We start from the raw sequence: 17,564 nt of genomic DNA, 5'->3' as shown, positions 1-17,564 counted from the left end.
ATTTAATAACTCCTCTTCACCAATCGCTGGTCGATAAACAGGTATCCTACAAAGCCTGCAATTAATGTTAACAATATCCATTTAAAGCCGACTACAGCGTTTAAAAACATATCGCCGCTTTCGGGGCTCATCACCGTAAGCAGGCCATAGGCCAGTGCTAAGCCCACAGCAAAGATCCCCAGCGCCAGCAGGTTAAATTGCAGATTGCTTTTGCGGTTGGCCTGTTCCTGTAGTTTGCGCCTAACGTTTGCTGCGAAGCTCATGGGTAAACCCTGTTCCGGTTCAGTGCTTAACACAGTAAACAGGTTTTGATAAGCAAGCAGATCGTCCTTATCTTCTTCCGAAAGTGTTTTGTTATCCGGAACCAGGCCATTGTTCAACAGCTCCTGTAATTCGTCGTCATCCAGCTCTTTCATATGTTTTCTTTCTTAAGGTCTTTTTCAATTTTTTCTTTCAATAGTTTACGCGCCCTGAAAAGATAACTTTTTACCGTTCCCTCAGGTATGCCGGTGATCTCCTCAATCTCAGCACATGAAAACTCATTAAGGTGGTACAGCGTCAATACTGTTTTGTATTGATGCGGCATTTGGTCAATAAGGAGGTTAACGTAGGCGGCAGTATTCTTCTTTATCAGTTCCTGTTCCGGTGTTTCGTCTGTAAAATGATAATTATCAATATTTTCAGGATATTCGGAAGGGGAATTGTTCTTGTGCTTTTTTAAATAGTTTACAGCGGTTAAATAGGCAATACGGGCTATCCAGGTTGATAGCTTTGACTGAAACTCAAACCGGTGCAGGCTTTGGTGAACCTTAATGAAAACGTCCTGGCAAATATCTTCTTTGCTTTGCTGGTCTTTCACCAGGCGGTTTATCACAAAGAAAACCAGCTTTTCATACTGCTTTACCAGCAGTTCAAATGCCCGGAGATCTTTATTTAATATCCTGGATACAACCTCGTGTTCATTAAACATATTACAGTAGTCAATATATAAGGTTTATCGGTTGCAAAAAAGAAATAAAAAATATTTTAAAATAATTGCAACCGGACTGTAGCGAGTGTTGACTACTGTAGCAAATACTTAAACAAACAATATCATGAAACAGTTAATGCCATTCATCGTCATCATAGTATTCTTTATACTGATCGCCATATTCATACTTGCCCTTTACAACTACATGCTGAAAAAACGCATCATTAAAGCGGGCCCGCTGGATGAGAACAGTGTTAAGTTTCTGGCCGAGTTAAATTCAGGCAACGAAGCTTTAAAATGGGGACTTATCCTGCTTTGCGCCGGCATCGGTTTTATAGTAATGCAATTTATCCCTTACAGCGCCGAAGATTCGCCTGTTCCTTACGGCGTTGAAATGATCTTTATTGCCGCGGGCTTCCTGATCTATTACCTATTGCTACGCCGCCGCAAGGATTAAACCATCAGCTTAATTTATTTTACTAAGCGGGCGGTTTAGCTACCCGCACCCCCCCAATTTTTAAGAGAGAAATTGCTCTCTCATGGAATCCCTTTGCCTAAAAAATCTAACACCCTTACACATATGAAAACTAAACAATCAATAATACGCTTCATCATGATGATAGCCGTATTTATCGCGCATAACCTAAACACTTACGCTCAAAGCACAATACAATTAAAAGGCATTGTTGCCGATTCGGTAAGTAAAGCACCGCTGCCACTGATAACCGTGAGGCTAAAAAATGCAGCCAATGAAACTGTAATGGTTGCCGCTACCCAAGAAGATGGTTCTTACAGTTTTGTTGCTGTACAACCGGCCAATTATACGTTGCAGGTGAATGCAATTGGCTACAGCTCAAAAGCTATAATTCTTGATCTTACTCATCAGCAAAAAACAATGGAGCTTAAACCGGTTTATTTAAGCGATGTGATGACCAATTTGAAAGAGGTTATCATCACCGCCGAAAAACCGATCATCAGGCAAAAGGCCGATAGGATTATTTACGACCTGAAAGCTGACCCCGAAAGTAAAGGAAACAACGTATTAAGTATGATGAGGAAGATTCCTTACCTGTCATTAGATGGTAATGATAACTTGTTGCTCAAAGGCAATTCGAGCTTCAGGGTGTTCATTAATGGAAAACCATCAAATAGTTTAGAAAATAACCTGAAAGCTGTTTTGAAAAGCATTCCTGCTTCAACTATTGAGCGGATAGAAGTGATCACTAATCCGCCGTCAAAATATGATGCTGAAGGTTTGGCTGGCATTATCAATATCATCACCAGCAAAAAAATCAATGATGGTATCAACGGTTCCGTAAATATCAATGAAAGTTTGCCCACTGGCGGTCCTGGTGTTGGCGGGTCATTTACCGCTAAAAAAGGGAAGTTTGGTGTTTCTGCTTTTGGTGGTGGCAGTATCAATAATTCGCCGCAAACTTATAATAACAATAAACGTGTTGATACTGCCGGTACAGTACTGGCGCAAAACGGTTACCAACACTCAAATAATAAAACTGCTTATTTCGGAAGTGAATTGAGCCTGCAGATAGATACCCTGAATTTATTAACAGCCCAGTTTAATTATAATGGCAGCCGCGGAAATGATTATGCCGTACAAAACTCCCTGCTAAACGGCGATAACCAGTTTGAGCAATATAGTTTTCAAAACAATAGCAAGGCTACCGGCTTCGGTATTGATGCAGGTATCAATTACGAATTAGGTTTTAAAGGGGTTAAAAACAGGTTGCTTATATTTTCATACATGTACAGCAACAACACAAATAATAAAAATGGCAATGTGGAATTTTTTGACCGCGTAAATTTTACTACGCCCAATTTTCAGCAAATAGACAGGCAAAAATTTAAAGAGCATACTGCCCAGGTTGATTTTGTTACACCGGTGAACAAAGTAACTGTTGAAGCCGGTTTGAAAGCGATATTCAGGAATAACAGCAGCGATTTCAGCTACAACACATTTAATGGTAGCACCGGTTTATATGAGTATGACGCGGCACAGTCAAACGTTTTTACCAATACGCAAAATGTGTTAAGTGCCTACAATTCATATCAAATTGCTTTAAACAGCTGGAACATCAATGCCGGTGTCCGGGTTGAAGAAACCGTGATCCGTGCCAATTTTAAGAACACTGCATCTTTAGCTGATCAGAATTATCTTAATGTGGTTCCTTCTATCGCGGTGAGTAAAAGGTTTAAAGACGAAAGCAGCATCAACTTCGGGTTTTCACAAAGGATCAGAAGACCGGGTATCAACAGGCTTAACCCTTTTGTCGACACTTCAAACCCCAATATTGAAGTTACAGGTAACCCAAACCTAGGGCCTGTTTTGTTGAATGATATCCAGTTTGGTTATAGCAGTAATAAAAAACTATCAGTAAATATCGGGCTCGATTACTCATTTATGAATAACCTTGATGTACAGGTAGTAAACTTTAACAAGGCAACCCAAATTACACAAGTAACTTATGCCAACACCGGTAAAGCTCAAAGCGCTGGTGTAAATTTTAACCTGAGCTACCCGATTACCTCCATATACAATGCCAGCCTGAATGGTAACGCGATGTACCTATGGCTGCAAGGCCAGGCCGACGGAAAAGCAGTAAACAACAACATGCTGATGTATGGCGTTACCCTGTCAAATGTGGTACGCCTTGCTCACGGTTGGGCACTGAATGCTGACTTGGGTGTTAACAGTCGTAATCCCACAGGTTTGCAGGGATATACCAACGGTTTTTTTTACAGCGCTTTTAACTTCAATAAGGATATCGTGAAAAACAAGTTCAGTATTTCTGGTGGTATCAAAAATCCGTTTACCAAATACCGCAACAGTGTAAGTAAAACTTTTGGCCCGCAGTTTAATCAAACCTATCAAAGCATGAACTATTACAGGTCATTCAGCATTAGCCTTAATTATAACTTTGGTGGCCTGAAAGACCGGATCAGCAAAAACAGGGTGGGGATTGAGAATAATGATGTGGCTAACTAATGGCATCATTGACATAACTAAACAAAAGGAGATTATATCCACCTCCTGTCTCAGCCTTAACTATGTAAAACGAAGGTAGTTTACTTAAGTCAGAAAGGGTAATAAGAGTTCATTATTAGGTCCCAATATAGCTATATTTGATGATCGTTCTGTTTAACTCTTCTTTGTCATGACCTTATCTTTATCCTCCGTCCACAAAAATATCTGGTTAATAATTTTAACTGCTTTTGCCATTTTGGGAGCAGGCCTGTTTTTAATGCATCATGTTAATCCGCAAAAAGGCGGCGCTGCTGCAACCGGTTTTATGGTAGATCTGGTGGTTACTTTTCCGGTAGCTTATTATTTTTTGATCATCAAGCCGTTTAAGCAAAAACTATGGCGCATCATGCTGATTGTTACCTGCTGCTGCGGTGTTGCCTATTTGATTTTGCCGGCAGAACAGCGGGGCTATATCATTCAGCTAAGAAAATTAACTGCCTGCCTGGAGTTGGGGATGCTTATATATTGTATCAGTAAGATCAGGCATATCAAAAAGGCATATAACAGGTTGCAAGCCGAATTTCCGGATGTTGCCTTTAATCTGCATAAAAGTATGGCTATGGTATTGGGCGATGGGATAGCGGTAAAGATCATGGCTTCGGAAATAACTATCGTGCGGTTTGGCCTGCTCTGTTTTAAACGGGAAAAACAAATTGCGCCGGAGATCAAACGCTTTAGCATTTATAAAGAGTCGGGCTATGCAGCTTTATTTGGGGTGATCATGGCTGTCTCTGTTATTGAGATGGTGGCTTTCCATTTGTTTTTAAATCGCTATAGTCCGATAGCGGCTACTATAATAACTATATTAAGTATTTACGGCTGCCTTTTTATTACCGGAGATTTTTCGGCCTTAACAAAGAGCCCTGTGCTGCTATTGGAAAACAAGTTGCTGTTACGCGCCGGATTACGCTGGCGGGCATTGGTTGAGTTGGATAACATGGCTTCCGTAGAAAAAGTTGGAGGGGGCTTTGAACCAGGTGAACATTGCTTTAAAGGCGGGGTAATGAAAAGCACTTTTAATGTATTGATCACTTTTCGCGAGCCTGTAACTGTTGAGCGCCTCTACCGCAAACCTGCAAAAACCAGCCAAATGGTGCTGAGTATTGATGAAAGAGATGCGTTTATAGAGGTTTTAACTGACAAAAAGCACATATAAAAAGCAAGAGAGCCGTGTTTGAAACGGCTCTCTTGCTTTAATTGATTGTGAGTTATTTGGTTAAATCAGCCAATCCGTTGGGAAACATCCCTTTTGCAACTATAGCCATATCCAGCGCTTCACGGATCAGTTTGATTTTACCGTTTTCGGCAACCACGCGACCCATATAGGTTTGCGGGTAAACCCTGCCTGTTGAGTTAACAATGGCGTTTACGTCATATTCGCCAAAGGCCTGATCGGGTGTGTCAATATGAATCCTGATGTTTTGAAACCTGAAGTTGCTGAATGTTTTTGGTAGGTTTTTAAGGAAATTGTAGATCACGTCCCGGCCTTTCCATTGCCAGGGTAAACCTAAACTTGCCAGGTAGGGGAGCTCAAAAACGGCGTCATCGGCAAAAAGTTCAATGGCTATATCGGGGTTGTTGATATTTTCAAGATATGCGAGCAATAATTGTTTAGCGGTTTTCATTTTCTTATGTTTTTATGATCCTGTGTGTTCATCTGTCAGGACATTACAAAAGTGCAAAGCGCCCTAAATCCTCACATTGATGTATCATAAAAAAGAAATTGATATTTGTCAATGAATTTAATGGGTTAGTTAAGAGATGTTTAAGTTATTATTAACACCCTGGGCTAATTTGTGACATACAGATGTGATAACTTATTGTACATTTGCACTATCAAAACAGTGCGGGATGGAGCAGTTGGTAGCTCGTCGGGCTCATAACCCGAAGGTCATAGGTTCGAGTCCTGTTCCCGCTACAAAGTAAGAAGCCTCAGATTTTAAAACTGAGGCTTTTTTGTTGGGTTTAAATTATGTTTTCAAAGTATTGGGTATATTTATCAGTACTTACAAATTCAAGTCCCTGCTTCAGATCAGGTTTAAAGGTACTAACAGTTATATCGCACTTACAATATAGCTATAGCGCACGTGGAACTAAACGAGATTGAAAACATCATTAGGGGCATACGACATTGCTATCCGATGTCAGATGCTGCTATCACTGAACTATCCAGGCACTTCACCATGAGGCGCCTACCTAAAAATCATTTATTGGCCGAAGCCGGTGTAAGGAACAATTATGTATATTTTATAGAAAAAGGTTGTGCCCGAACTTACTTCTTTTTAGATGGTAATGAGGTAACTAACTGGTTTAGCAGACAGGGCGATATCACTTTTTCTTCAAACGCCTTATATCACGGCGCTCCTGCTACGGAATATGTGCAGCTTTTAGAAGATGCCACAGTTTACCTGATGCCTATTGATGCACTTAACAGACTATACGAAACGAACATCGAAGTTGTAAACTGGTCCCGGATTATTCATCAGGAAGTACTATTGAAAATGCAGACTTTACGACTCGACAGGTTGTCACTTTCTGCTAAAGAAAGGTATGATAAGTTTAATGCCGAAAATCCTGATCTCATCAATCGTGTAAACTTAGGCTATGTCGCTTCTTACCTGGGGATGACCCAACAACACCTGAGTAGTTTACGGGCCGAAATACGAATTTAAGATAGATGAAAATTTCATTTTGATTTTGCGAGTACCTTTGCTTTTTATTAGTAACTCATGAAATCGGAAATACAAAAGTGCCTGGACGGTGAAATTTTCAATACTTCTGATCTTGAAATTCAAGGCATTATACATAGTGCAAGAAAATTTACCAAAGCCTACAACCAAACAGACAGTACAAATTTAGAAGAACGAGGAAAAATATTAACTGCATTGTTAGGGAAAATTGGCAACAACGTTAATATTGATACGCCGTTCTATTGTGATTACGGCAGGCACATTACTATAGGTAATAATGTGATCATTAATATCAACTGCACATTAGTTGATTGTAATAAAATCGAGATTGGAAATAACGTACTCATTGCCTCTAATGTTCAGATTTATACGGCTACACATCCGGTAAATGCGGCAGAACGATTAGTTGCCGATTGGCATGAAGAATCGGACTTGCCATATTTTCGCACTTATGCTTTACCTGTGAAAATAGAAGATAACGTTTGGATTGGCGGTGGCGTTATAATTCTACCCGGAGTAACTATCGGAAAAAACGCTGTTATTGGTGCGGGCAGTGTCGTCACTCGTTCTATTCCTGAAAATAGCGTGGCTGTTGGTAATCCATGCCGTGTTGTACGCAAAATCAATAAGGAAGCTACCGGTGTTGAATTAAAGCCTTTAAATCACAATGTCTAAAATAAAAACAGTCATTTTTGATCTTGATGGTACGCTCGCTGATACGCTTCCATTATGCATCAGCGCCTTCCGTCAATCCATTGAACCGCTTATCGGCAAGTCGCTTTCCGATGCGGAAATTATAGCTACATTCGGGCCTTCTGAGGAAGGCACCATAATGGCACTGGCGCCAAATCATTATGAGCAAGGTATCGCCGCATACCTAAAGCATTATAAAGCTTTGCATGACATGTGCCCGGCTCCCTTCCCTGGCATTACAAACCTTTTAGACATTTTAAAAAGCAAAGGCATTCATATAGCAATGGTTACCGGCAAAGGTGAGCATAGTGCTGCGATATCGTTAAGTTACCTGGGGCTCAGCGGTTTTTTTGAAGCTGTTGAAACCGGTTCGAAAGAGGGGCCGAGAAAAGCGGAAGGCATACAACAAGTTCTGAACCGTTTGGATAATATAAAGAGTAACGAAATAATTTATGTGGGTGATGCACCAGGTGATATTACCGCCAGCCGGAAAGCAGGTATCAAAGCAATTGCTGCAGCATGGGCAGAGACTGCGGATCCGGAAGAATTAAAAGAACTTAAACCCGACCAAATATTTTGCACTGTTCAAGATTTTTCCAAATGGATATTATCCATGTGTTAAGTTTATTTTGCGACAATATTGAACGATGATAAGGCGGGCAGGATGTTTTAAAGTTTTGAACAAGGGGCTTACGAACTTTTGGAATACCTGTCAAAGACAGGAGAATAATTAACAGCTGGTTACATATCGTAAACAAGGCCACCAGGTAATTTAAGGCTTTCAAGTGATTAGTTCGAATTCTACCCAGTCAGGGAACACCATTGATTCGCCCTGAGACGGGGCTCAAATCAACTAAATATTAATGGATAAAATCCAGATGCTTGTAATCCGACGGTTCGATATTACCCCAGTTGCCGCTGCCTCAAAAGCTAAAAGCCTCAAGTCGGAAGATTTGAGGTTTTTTTGTTTCAAACTTTTATCTTTTTGACAGAATTGGGGGGCAAGCAGAATAACTGAGGGCAAATGAAAAATACCGATAATCGTTATTGGGTATAATTTTCAATACTCATTGCAATATATTCTATTGATTTTATACGATAAATAAAATATAATTTCGCCTTGTTCAAAATTGTAGAATTTAATATTGTAACTTACTGGCGTTATTATTTCTAATCATATCTATCACAAATCACCTATCCGAAAAGCCATGAATAAAAATTACTTCAAAATCGCGCTGCGTAATTTGAGGATACGTAAATTTTTTACTTTTATTAACATCGTTGGCCTGTCTGTCGGAATCAGCGCAGCCCTTGCAATTTTTGTTATTGTAAATTTTGATCTCAGTTTCGATAAATTTCATCATGATAGCGAGAGAATTTACCGGGTGGTAACAGATCTTTCTTATATGGACAAAGTTGTTGCCCGTGTTGGACTTGTTAATGGTCCGCTGCCCGCAACTATTAAAGCAGAGGTTCCAGGGATAAAAAATGTAGCTCCATTTCTTGAAATAAAAGAAACAGATGTATTGATTCCGGGTAGTACGGATTTACCTGTAAAATTCAAAAAGGAAAGTAACATTGTATTAGCCAATAAAGAATATTTCGCGCTGTTTAATTACAAGTGGTTAGCTGGGTCATCGCAGACAGCACTTGAAAAACCTTACCAGGTTGTGCTGACTTCAGATCAGGCACAGAAATATTTTCCTAACATTTCTTACAGCGAGTTATTGGGTAGAACAGTGATATATGACAGCATTAAAACTGCAATTTCAGGCATAATTCAAGCACCGGCCCATAACACTGATTTTTATTTTAAAGATTTCATATCCTACAATACATGCCTGAATAATGCCGATTTAAAAAATATGACCCGGTTAACCGAATGGCCAAATGTAGTTTGGCAGTTGTTTATAAAGATTGATGAGCAGGCCAATATGCATAATGTTGAAAAGCAAATCAATATACTGGTAAATAAATATAACAAAGGATTTAGACCAGGCGATGGCCAAACGGAGCACTTGCAGCCATTAAAAGATTTACATTTTAACCAGGATTACGCCAATTTTAACAAGGGGAGAAGGGCAAACAAAACAACTATTTATAGCCTGTTGGCTATTGCCGGTTTCCTTTTACTGTTGGGATGTATCAATTTCATCAATCTTTCTACCGCCCAGGCTACGCAAAGGGCCAAAGAAATAGGCATCCGAAAAACAATGGGAAGTAGCAGATGGCAGCTTGTTGTACAATTTTTGAGCGAAACTTTTATTGTTACATTTTTTGCCATCTGTATAGGGGTAGCTTTAACTCCGCTAATTCTGCAATTGTTTGCCGATTTTATACCACCTGGTTTATCTCTTAATTATTTAGATGGCAGTCTGTTATCGTTTTTATTGGCATTGTTGATAGTCGTAACCTTGCTGGCGGGTTTATACCCGGCTATAATACTTTCAGGTTACAAGCCTATAGTGGTATTAAACAAACCGGCGGGTAATGATTTCGGAAACGGCAGCGGCATTGCGTTACGCAAAGCATTATCCGTTACACAATTTGTTATCGCGCAGTTTTTTATAATGACAACGTTACTTGTTAATAAACAGATTTTTTATGCGCTAAATAAAGACCTCGGGTTTAATAAAGATGCTATCATCAATATTGAAACACCACACAGTACTATAAACTCAAATAAGCAACAGTTATTTAAAGATAAAATAAGCCGCATCCCTCAAATTGAAATGATGAGCATAGGCAGTGAAGCCCCGGCAGCCGAAAATATAAGGGCTTGGGAAGTAAGCTACAAAGACGAAAAAAAGGAAATAAAAACTTCCCTGCAACAAAGAAACGGGGATGAAAACTATATTAAGGTTTATCATATAAAACTATTGGCAGGACGTAATCTTATTGCTGCCGATTCGATGACCGCAGTACTGGTAAATGAAAAATATATACATATTTTAGGCTTGGAAGATCCGGCAGACGCTATAGGCAAGGCTTTTGATTATGAAGGTAATAAAAGGATTATTGTGGGAGTGGTAGCCGATTTTTATCAAAAATCATTGCGGGATGCTATTTTGCCAATGTCAATGCAAGCCCCTCACTATCGTTTTAATGACAACTTTTTCCATATACTTTTAAAACCACAGGCTGCCGGAAGCGATGATTGGAATAAAGCCATCAATAGTATGAAAAGCGCCTGGAAAGAAGTTTATCCCGACATAGCATTTGACTATCATTTTTTTGATGATGAAGTTGCCCGGTTTTATGAAAATGAGCAACGTACCTCTAAACTGCTTTCATGGGCTACAGGGCTTTCCATACTGATCAGTTGCCTTGGTTTAGTAGGCTTAACTATTTTCAATACCAACAGGCGCACAAAAGAAATAGGTATACGTAAAGTGCTTGGAGCATCTGCTATGCAAATTGTAAAACTGTTATCATCAGAAATAACCTGGCTTGTTGTAGTTTCTTTTGTTGTGGTTATGCCGTTGGCGTGGTTTGCTATGAACAAATGGCTGCAAAGCTTTGCCGACCGTACCCCAATAAGCTGGTGGATATTTGCGTTGAGCGGAGCAATCATGTTTTTCACCGCTCTTTTGACATCTGCTTTTCAAACCGGAAGAGCTGCTTTAGCAAATCCGGTTAAAAGTTTAAGAAATAATTAGGGCACCCGTTAAGGTTAACAGGGAAGATATAATCTTTAAGAAGTTCCCGATTTTTAAGATTCTCTGCTGATAGATCAGGCTTGAGAGGTTTAATTTATTGCGGATAGAAGTCCGATACTTGCGGCCAGGCGGTTCGATTTTAGTCCTGATCGGGGCTGCAAGTTAAAGCCACAAATTGAAAAATTTGTGGCTTTTGTTTTTGCGTGTTTTCCACTTAATTAAACTTAAAAACGGCCATTAACACCACAATAAAGAAGATGCAAAGCTGAATGAAATGAAACCTGATCATAGCACGGATTGCATCTTCTGTCTGCTGGGTTTTCGCAATGTTGCCTGTCATCAAACTTTGTTTGAGCCGGTTCTCGCTCTTTTGCCCCATTAGGATGCCGTTAAGTACAAGCCCAAGTACAAATATGATCTTAATTTTAAACCATAGCTGACTTCCAAAGGCATTATGCGTAATAATCAGAAAACCTGTGCCTGAAAGCACTAATAGTATACCCCCGATAAGTAGTAAAACGGAAAGCTTTGATAGTATGCCAATTTGGTGCACTGCGGCATCTTTATTAGTTTGATAGTTTTTTAAAATATTCCTGAAAGCGACGAACTCAACAATATCGGTTCCTGCCATTAGCGTGAGACCAGAAAGGTGCATAAGGAGGCATATTTGGAAAAGTGTGTAGGAATTCATAAAAATTAATTAAGATTTAAATAATAAAAAACTGGTGATAGTCATGTAGGCTACAGTTAACCCATGGATCATTAAATGAGAAATATCTGAAGGTCCGTTTGCTGAAAGCACAATCAGGAAATCGGCTGCCGGAACGATGATTGCCGATGTAAATACCCAGGCTGTTGCCTTGCGCATACGTAACAATAAGAGGGGCAGTAGCACGGCTCCCGAAAAAATGTCGCGGATGCCTTTTATTCTTCCAAATGGTAAATCATCGTTGCTAATGAGGGGAATGCCATAGCCTATAGCGCCGGCACCGGGGTTTATTATAAAGCGGACACCGATAAAAATGATGCCCGTTGCGACGAAGAGGGTCATCCAAAAGGATGCCGACCGGATGCCCCATTGTTGTGTTTCGTGTGTTGTTTTCATGTACTGTTATTTTTAACAGTACAAAACTGGGCAATGGAAATCTTCCATTCATTCACCCAGGTTAATTAATGCTTGCCCGAGATCCGCTTACGGATACGGCTTAGCGATTGTGGTTTAATACCAACATAGGAGGCTATATAGTACTGAGGAATACGCTGTGCAATATCGGCATAATCACTTAAAAATTTCGTGTACCTGGTTTCAGGCAGGTCCGTATATAAAGAACCTATCTGGCTGATTACACTTACAAACACCTGTTCAATTGCCAGGCGGCCAAATCTTTCGCCTGCTGTTACCTCTTTATAAAACTGCTGTATACCAACGTAACTGATCACCCAGATAGTGGTATCCTCTAAGGTCTGTATATTAACGTATGAGGGAGTTTGGGGCAGAAAACTCATATAGTCACAAACAAACTCGTTTTCTTTGTTAAAATAATTGGTTTGTTCTACTCCATCATTGTTGATATAATATCTCACAAGCCCGGTTTCGATAAAAAAAATGTAACGGCAAACATCGCCCGCTTTTAGTAGATGTTCGCCCTTTTTTAGCGCTTTCTTGTGAAATAAAGTACGCGCTATGCTTTCATCATCAACAGAGAGCGGCACATAAGTCTTGATCTTTTCTATTAACAACTCCATTGCGCTAAATTAAATTACCGTATTGTTAAACCCAAACTTGTATTGTCCTGATGGTCAAGCCCAAGCCATCCTGCTAAACATTCTAAATTTTTTGATTTAAGGTGTTTTGTTTTAAAATATATTGCACGTGCTGTACAGTGTTACTAATTCGCACGGGAAGATCGGAGTTTCCATCAAGATAAAGCTTCAGGATAAATTTTAGTCCCACTGGGCTTAAATTCCAAGCTCTTTTGATGAGGCGATAACATCATTCAAATAAAAAAACCTTAAACGGCCGTAATAATTAAAGAAATAAGCAATGTCTTATTAAATTAGACCTTAATTTAAACCTTATGAAGCTTAATTTTATATATGTTACCTATCAACTTATATAAAGGCACGCTGGAGGGAATGCTGTTTGTTGGGTTGACCTTTGCCCTACAGCTGTGGTTTGTCAAAAGCACCAATCGCCCGGCAAAACGATTTCTCGCCGTAGCCCTGGCTGTGCTGGCTTTTTGGATAGCAGGAATATGGAGTGCTGATATTGGTACAGGGAGGCAGGTGCCGCAATTTTCACTGGCCTTAGGACCGCTGATCTATTTTTATGTACGGAAAGCTATCTGGCCCGCACTAAAGTTTCATCGTAAGGACCTGCTGCATTTCTGCCCTGTTATTTTAGTGCAGGCCATTTGGCTACCCGGAACTGCGTCCATATTAAAACCGTTGACATTCATATCGGTTGGCACTTACCTGTACCTATCTCACCGGTTGATAGAACGTTTTTATACAGGTCAAAAATTTACGGAAGGTGATCGTCACCGGTATGAATGGCGTTGGTTGGATAACCAATTGGCAAGTTTAGGTTTTGTGTTATTATTATGGATACCGCTAATTGCTATTGATTATTGGGGTTTTCACTTCTCGTTAGATCGCAATGTTTATTACCCGCTGAATTTGCTTTTCGGATTGATTGTTATCAGGATGGGCGTAGTTGTGCTTTTTAGGTCAGAAACGGATGCAACTGTTGATGCTCCGTTGTTTCCTAAACCATCCGGCTTAATGGCGTTGAAACAAAAAGGCAAATGGCTAAAGAAAATTGTACAGGATAACCTTTATTACCAGGACCCGGAACTGAGTTTAAGTTCACTGGCCGAAAAGCTTGATTTAAGTCCGCACGAATTATCCCGGATAATCAATACGGTGCTCAAAAAAAGCTTTAATGATTTCATCAATGAGTACCGCGTTGCGGAGGTGATCCGGAAAATGCAGGAACCCGCTTATGATCATATCACCCTGTTGGGTATTGCGTACGATGCCGGCTTTAATTCCAGAACTACTTTTCACCGGATATTTAAACAACTGACAGGCAAAAGCCCTGCCGAATATAAAAGCGATCAAAAAAAAGGAATCCCATCTTATAACCTGGAACATCATCTGCAGTTTGCGTCGGTAATTTCAAACCATGAAACCACGCCGAAGTGGTTTCATCAGAAGTTAAACCGCAGCATTATGATAAAAAACTATTTTAAAATTGCATTCCGTGGCTTTTGGAGGCATAAGCTATTTACGCTGATAAATATTATCGGTTTATCCATCGGTATAAGCGCGTTCCTGGCCATTTACTTCATCGTACACCACGATTTCACGTTTGATAAATTTCATAAAGACAGCGACCGGATTTACCGTGTTGTGATGAACACATCAACTAAGGGAAATAAAAACTATTCGAGTGGCGTACCTGCCCCTCTGGCTGAAGCGATTAAAAGCCAGGCCACTGGAATAGAGGAAATCACACCGGTATATACACAATCCCCTCATTTTGTCTACATAGACAAAGATAAAAACGAACAAAAGCGATTCAGAGATCTGGACAGAATAACACTCGCTAATCAGCAATATTTTAAAATTTTTAATTATGTATGGCTTGCCGGCTCATCACAACACGCCCTTGATGCGCCAGGCCAGGTGGTGCTAACATCCCAACAAGCCAGGCTCTATTTCCCGTCGTTGTCATATCATGATATGATTGGTAAAATAGTTACCTATGATACCCTTCAAACAACCGTTAGCGGCGTAGTTGAAACGCTTACTCAAAATACCGACTTTAGCTTTCATGACTTTATATCTTTTAGTACTGTCACAACTAACAAACATTTTTCTGCTGATTTACATATAAACACTTGGGAGTACAACCCTTCGGCATCGGAGGTTTTGGTAAAGCTGGCACCGGGCATCCCGGTGCCAGGGGTTATAAAACAGATCAATGCCATTTTCAATAAAAGTAATCCGCCGGGTGTGGGAGTAAAAGGGGTTGCAGATAACGTCGATCTGGCTCTGCAGCCATTGGACGATATTCACTTCAATCCCGACTATAATATTTTTAATTTCTCATCGCCAGCCAGCAAAACAACACTTTACCAATTATTGGCTATCGGTATCTTTTTGCTGTTGCTGGCATGCATCAATTATGTGAATTTAACCACCGCCCAATCGGCTCAAAGGGCAAAGGAAATTGGCATCCGCAAAACTTTGGGGAGCAGCCGCATACAATTAGTATTCCAGTTTTTAAGCGAAACCTTACTTATAACTTTCTTTGCGGTTTGTATTTCGGTGTTTCTTGCGCCGGTTATTTTAAAAATGTTTGCCGATGTTATATCTCCTGATATTCACGCAAATATGCTAAGACCGGATGTGATGTTCTTCCTGGTCATTTTAACCATTGTGATAAGTGTTATGTCGGGTTTTTATCCCGCTATTGTGTTATCGGGCTACAAGCCCGCATCGGTGCTAAAAAACCAGGTGCAGGGCAATAGTAATAAAACGCGAAACGCATGGCTCCGTAAGTCGCTTACAGTTTCGCAGTTTGTTATAGCTCAATTTTTATTGATGGCTACTATTTTTATAAGCAGGCAGATTTATTACGCCTTACATAAAAACCTCGGATTTAAAAAGGATGCCATCCTGGTTATTAATACACCCTGGGAAAACACCAAGGCCAGCAGCAACCAGGCACTGCTGAACGAGTTTAGGTTGATGCCCCAGGTTGCCCTTGTGGGTTTGGGTAATGACCCGCCTTCGGCTAATGTATATAATTGGCTGCGCGGTACTTATAACGATGGAAAAAAACAGATAACAACAGATGAAGTGACATTTAAGTCTGGTGATGAAAACTACATCAAAATATACCAGCTAAAATTGCTTGCTGGCAGAAACATAAGCGAAGCCGACACGGGGAAAGGAATCATCATCAACAATACTTATGCTAAATTATTAGGGTTTACTAATCCCCAGGATGTTATTGGGAAGGAGTTGAAATACGGTGGCGGCAAAGGCCGAAAGGTAAATGTTATTGGTGTAGTTACTGATTTTTATCAATGGTCGCTGCATTTCCCCATCCATCCATTAGTATTATTTTCTGGCAGTCCGGACCGCCGGCCAATGATGACTTTACATGTTAGTTTGAAGCCAGAAACTCCAGGCGGTAATGAGTGGAAAACAGCCATTACAAATATGGGAAAAGCCTGGAAGAAGGTTTATCCCGATGATGATTTTGATTGCCATTTTTACGACGAAACCATAGCCAGGTTTTATTACGAAGAACAACATACATCAGCCCTGCTTACCTGGGCAACAGGTGTTTCAATATTAATCAGTTGCCTCGGGCTGTTAGGCCTCGCCGTTTACACCACCAATCAACGAACCAAAGAGATCGGTATACGCAAAGTGTTTGGTGCCAGCGTAGCACAAATAGTGATCCTGCTATCAACAGAGTTGATATGGCTCATCTTACTTGCATTTGTGATAGTAACGCCGCTTGCATGGTATGCTGTAAATAAATGGATGGAAGGCTTTGCCGATCACGTAGCTATTAGCTGGTGGGTATTTGTGGTTAGCGGCGCGGGGATGCTGTTAACGGGATTGTTTACCTTGAGTTTTCGAACTATCAGGGCTGGCATGGCGAACCCGGTAAAGAGTTTGCGTAATGAATAGAGATTAGTCGGCGTTGGGTTTTGTGAATAGGGGTAATATTTTAATATTTGTGTAATCTATTTAATTAGAGTGCTTTATCATTTAACAAGCCAGTTATGAAATTAAGATTGATTTTATCATTTTTCCTTTTTACCACCTGTTTCACTGCGTTTGGTCAGGAAAAAAAGAACGCAGTTATTGTGGAAAAAGGCTTAATTAAAGTATCCGTCATGTATCCTTATGCCGAGGGTAAAACCTTTAATATGGAATATTATGAAACGAAGCACATGCCAATGGTAGCAGGGTTTTTAGGGGCGAATTTGGTTAAATACACCATTGAAAAAGGGATTGCCAGTGGTATACCTAACCAGCCATTGCCTTTTATGGCCATTGGTACTTTTTATGTAAAAAGCCTAAGCGACTATCAGGCGGCTATCGCGCCGAATAGAGATGGCATTCGGGCTGATTTTTCAAATTACACCAATATCACTCCTGTTATTTTGGTAAGTGAGGTGATAAAGTAACATGACATTTTCAAAAAATTGCGACCAACTCGCTGATTGAGGTAGCTTTAAATGTTAAAAAAGATTTGCAATCATCCTTAACAGTTAGGGAAATGGCCATGTTCACGCTACCTAAAAGCCAAAGCCCCCAATCGAAATATTTGGGGCTTTTTTGTTCAGAAGCAAGCTTGTGCCTGCCTATTATTGCCAGGGGCATTGTCAATAATTTTGTAACTGATCCACTTTATTCTTAGCTATTTCATTTTCAATAATGTTTAACAATTTTGAGTTCGGGCCCTGATGGCAAGAGAG

General features: G+C 40.2%; 15 protein-coding genes and 1 tRNA gene. 10 read left to right on the top strand and 6 right to left on the bottom strand.

Features of this window, described 5'->3' with window-relative positions:
- Positions 1–2: 2 nt before the first annotated feature.
- A complete protein-coding gene (locus BMX50_RS25640) occupies positions 3–416 on the bottom strand; it encodes a hypothetical protein (protein ID WP_091216740.1) in 414 nt (137 codons plus the stop codon).
- Complete coding sequence (locus BMX50_RS25635; protein WP_091216737.1) at positions 413–970, bottom strand: RNA polymerase sigma factor; 558 nt, start codon at positions 968–970, stop codon at positions 413–415. Before BMX50_RS25635 ends, BMX50_RS25640 begins: the two co-directional genes overlap by 4 nt.
- Before the next feature lie 124 nt (positions 971–1,094).
- On the opposite strand from BMX50_RS25635, the gene BMX50_RS25630 reads away from it, so the two are divergent.
- The 3 genes from BMX50_RS25630 to BMX50_RS25620 all read left to right on the top strand — a co-directional run bounded on the left by BMX50_RS25630 (position 1,095) and on the right by BMX50_RS25620 (position 5,169).
- Positions 1,095–1,427: a DUF6249 domain-containing protein gene (locus BMX50_RS25630; protein ID WP_091216734.1), complete on the top strand. Its 333-nt coding sequence runs from the start codon at positions 1,095–1,097 to the stop codon at positions 1,425–1,427.
- Between the two features lie 123 nt (positions 1,428–1,550).
- On the top strand, positions 1,551–3,974 hold the full coding sequence (locus tag BMX50_RS25625) for an outer membrane beta-barrel family protein (protein ID WP_091216729.1): 2,424 nt from the start codon (positions 1,551–1,553) through the stop codon (positions 3,972–3,974).
- A 169-nt stretch (positions 3,975–4,143) separates the two neighbouring features.
- Positions 4,144–5,169 carry a hypothetical protein gene (locus BMX50_RS25620; protein WP_091216724.1) on the top strand — a complete coding sequence of 342 codons (1,026 nt, stop codon included), beginning with the start codon at positions 4,144–4,146 and terminating at the stop codon, positions 5,167–5,169.
- A gap of 52 nt (positions 5,170–5,221) precedes the next feature.
- Here the strand turns inward: BMX50_RS25620 and BMX50_RS25615 are convergent, their stop codons facing one another.
- The gene (locus BMX50_RS25615) at positions 5,222–5,638 is read right to left on the bottom strand and encodes a nuclear transport factor 2 family protein (RefSeq protein ID WP_091216720.1); all 417 of its coding nucleotides are present in this window, start codon (positions 5,636–5,638) and stop codon (positions 5,222–5,224) included.
- 220 nt (positions 5,639–5,858) lie between these two features.
- On the opposite strand from BMX50_RS25615, the gene BMX50_RS25610 reads away from it, so the two are divergent.
- The 5 genes from BMX50_RS25610 (at position 5,859) to BMX50_RS25590 (ending at position 11,055) form a co-directional block, all read left to right on the top strand.
- Positions 5,859–5,931, top strand: a tRNA-Met gene (locus tag BMX50_RS25610).
- Positions 5,932–6,154: 223 nt separating this feature from the next.
- Positions 6,155–6,685 (top strand): Crp/Fnr family transcriptional regulator, encoded by a 531-nt coding sequence (locus BMX50_RS25605; RefSeq protein ID WP_208864797.1) that lies wholly within the window; start codon positions 6,155–6,157, stop codon positions 6,683–6,685.
- A gap of 57 nt (positions 6,686–6,742) precedes the next feature.
- A complete protein-coding gene (locus BMX50_RS25600) occupies positions 6,743–7,378 on the top strand; it encodes a sugar O-acetyltransferase (RefSeq protein WP_091216715.1) in 636 nt (211 codons plus the stop codon).
- Positions 7,371–8,018, top strand: coding sequence for an HAD family hydrolase (locus BMX50_RS25595; protein ID WP_091216713.1), 648 nt, complete (start codon positions 7,371–7,373; stop codon positions 8,016–8,018). Before BMX50_RS25600 ends, BMX50_RS25595 begins: the two co-directional genes overlap by 8 nt.
- Before the next feature lie 586 nt (positions 8,019–8,604).
- Complete coding sequence (locus BMX50_RS25590) at positions 8,605–11,055, top strand: FtsX-like permease family protein (protein ID WP_091216709.1); 2,451 nt, start codon at positions 8,605–8,607, stop codon at positions 11,053–11,055.
- Between the two features lie 214 nt (positions 11,056–11,269).
- Here the strand turns inward: BMX50_RS25590 and BMX50_RS25585 are convergent, their stop codons facing one another.
- The 3 genes from BMX50_RS25585 to BMX50_RS25575 all read right to left on the bottom strand — a co-directional run bounded on the left by BMX50_RS25585 (position 11,270) and on the right by BMX50_RS25575 (position 12,801).
- A complete protein-coding gene (locus BMX50_RS25585) occupies positions 11,270–11,686 on the bottom strand; it encodes a hypothetical protein (protein WP_167668115.1) in 417 nt (138 codons plus the stop codon).
- 69 nt (positions 11,687–11,755) lie between these two features.
- Positions 11,756–12,160 carry a DUF4267 domain-containing protein gene (locus BMX50_RS25580; protein WP_091216699.1) on the bottom strand — a complete coding sequence of 135 codons (405 nt, stop codon included), beginning with the start codon at positions 12,158–12,160 and terminating at the stop codon, positions 11,756–11,758.
- A gap of 65 nt (positions 12,161–12,225) precedes the next feature.
- Entirely contained in the window at positions 12,226–12,801 is a 576-nt protein-coding gene (locus BMX50_RS25575; protein ID WP_091216695.1) for a Crp/Fnr family transcriptional regulator, read from the bottom strand.
- A gap of 351 nt (positions 12,802–13,152) precedes the next feature.
- Here BMX50_RS25575 and BMX50_RS25570 point away from each other — a divergent pair, with 351 nt between their 5' ends.
- Positions 13,153–16,770, top strand: coding sequence for an ABC transporter permease (locus BMX50_RS25570; protein WP_091216690.1), 3,618 nt, complete (start codon positions 13,153–13,155; stop codon positions 16,768–16,770).
- Between the two features lie 95 nt (positions 16,771–16,865).
- Complete coding sequence (locus BMX50_RS25565; RefSeq protein ID WP_091216685.1) at positions 16,866–17,273, top strand: EthD family reductase; 408 nt, start codon at positions 16,866–16,868, stop codon at positions 17,271–17,273.
- The last annotated feature ends 291 nt before the right edge of the window (positions 17,274–17,564 follow it).

The organism is Mucilaginibacter gossypiicola (assembly GCF_900110105.1).
Classification (GTDB): domain Bacteria; phylum Bacteroidota; class Bacteroidia; order Sphingobacteriales; family Sphingobacteriaceae; genus Mucilaginibacter; species Mucilaginibacter gossypiicola.
The sequence above is the reverse complement of the archived record's forward strand: the minus strand, read 5'-3'. Positions and strand labels throughout refer to the sequence as shown.

Coding starts and splice junctions, on each gene's coding strand:
- BMX50_RS25585 (WP_167668115.1), bottom strand. CDS start 11,686: ATGGCAGGAACCGATATTGTTGAGTTCGTCGCTTTCAGGAATATTTTA.
- BMX50_RS25615 (WP_091216720.1), bottom strand. CDS start 5,638: ATGAAAACCGCTAAACAATTATTGCTCGCATATCTTGAAAATATCAAC.
- BMX50_RS25590 (WP_091216709.1), top strand. CDS start 8,605: ATGAATAAAAATTACTTCAAAATCGCGCTGCGTAATTTGAGGATACGT.
- BMX50_RS25605 (WP_208864797.1), top strand. CDS start 6,155: ATGTCAGATGCTGCTATCACTGAACTATCCAGGCACTTCACCATGAGG.
- BMX50_RS25635 (WP_091216737.1), bottom strand. CDS start 970: ATGTTTAATGAACACGAGGTTGTATCCAGGATATTAAATAAAGATCTC.
- BMX50_RS25600 (WP_091216715.1), top strand. CDS start 6,743: ATGAAATCGGAAATACAAAAGTGCCTGGACGGTGAAATTTTCAATACT.
- BMX50_RS25595 (WP_091216713.1), top strand. CDS start 7,371: ATGTCTAAAATAAAAACAGTCATTTTTGATCTTGATGGTACGCTCGCT.
- BMX50_RS25565 (WP_091216685.1), top strand. CDS start 16,866: ATGAAATTAAGATTGATTTTATCATTTTTCCTTTTTACCACCTGTTTC.
- BMX50_RS25570 (WP_091216690.1), top strand. CDS start 13,153: ATGTTACCTATCAACTTATATAAAGGCACGCTGGAGGGAATGCTGTTT.
- BMX50_RS25640 (WP_091216740.1), bottom strand. CDS start 416: ATGAAAGAGCTGGATGACGACGAATTACAGGAGCTGTTGAACAATGGC.
- BMX50_RS25580 (WP_091216699.1), bottom strand. CDS start 12,160: ATGAAAACAACACACGAAACACAACAATGGGGCATCCGGTCGGCATCC.
- BMX50_RS25575 (WP_091216695.1), bottom strand. CDS start 12,801: ATGGAGTTGTTAATAGAAAAGATCAAGACTTATGTGCCGCTCTCTGTT.
- BMX50_RS25625 (WP_091216729.1), top strand. CDS start 1,551: ATGAAAACTAAACAATCAATAATACGCTTCATCATGATGATAGCCGTA.
- BMX50_RS25620 (WP_091216724.1), top strand. CDS start 4,144: ATGACCTTATCTTTATCCTCCGTCCACAAAAATATCTGGTTAATAATT.
- BMX50_RS25630 (WP_091216734.1), top strand. CDS start 1,095: ATGAAACAGTTAATGCCATTCATCGTCATCATAGTATTCTTTATACTG.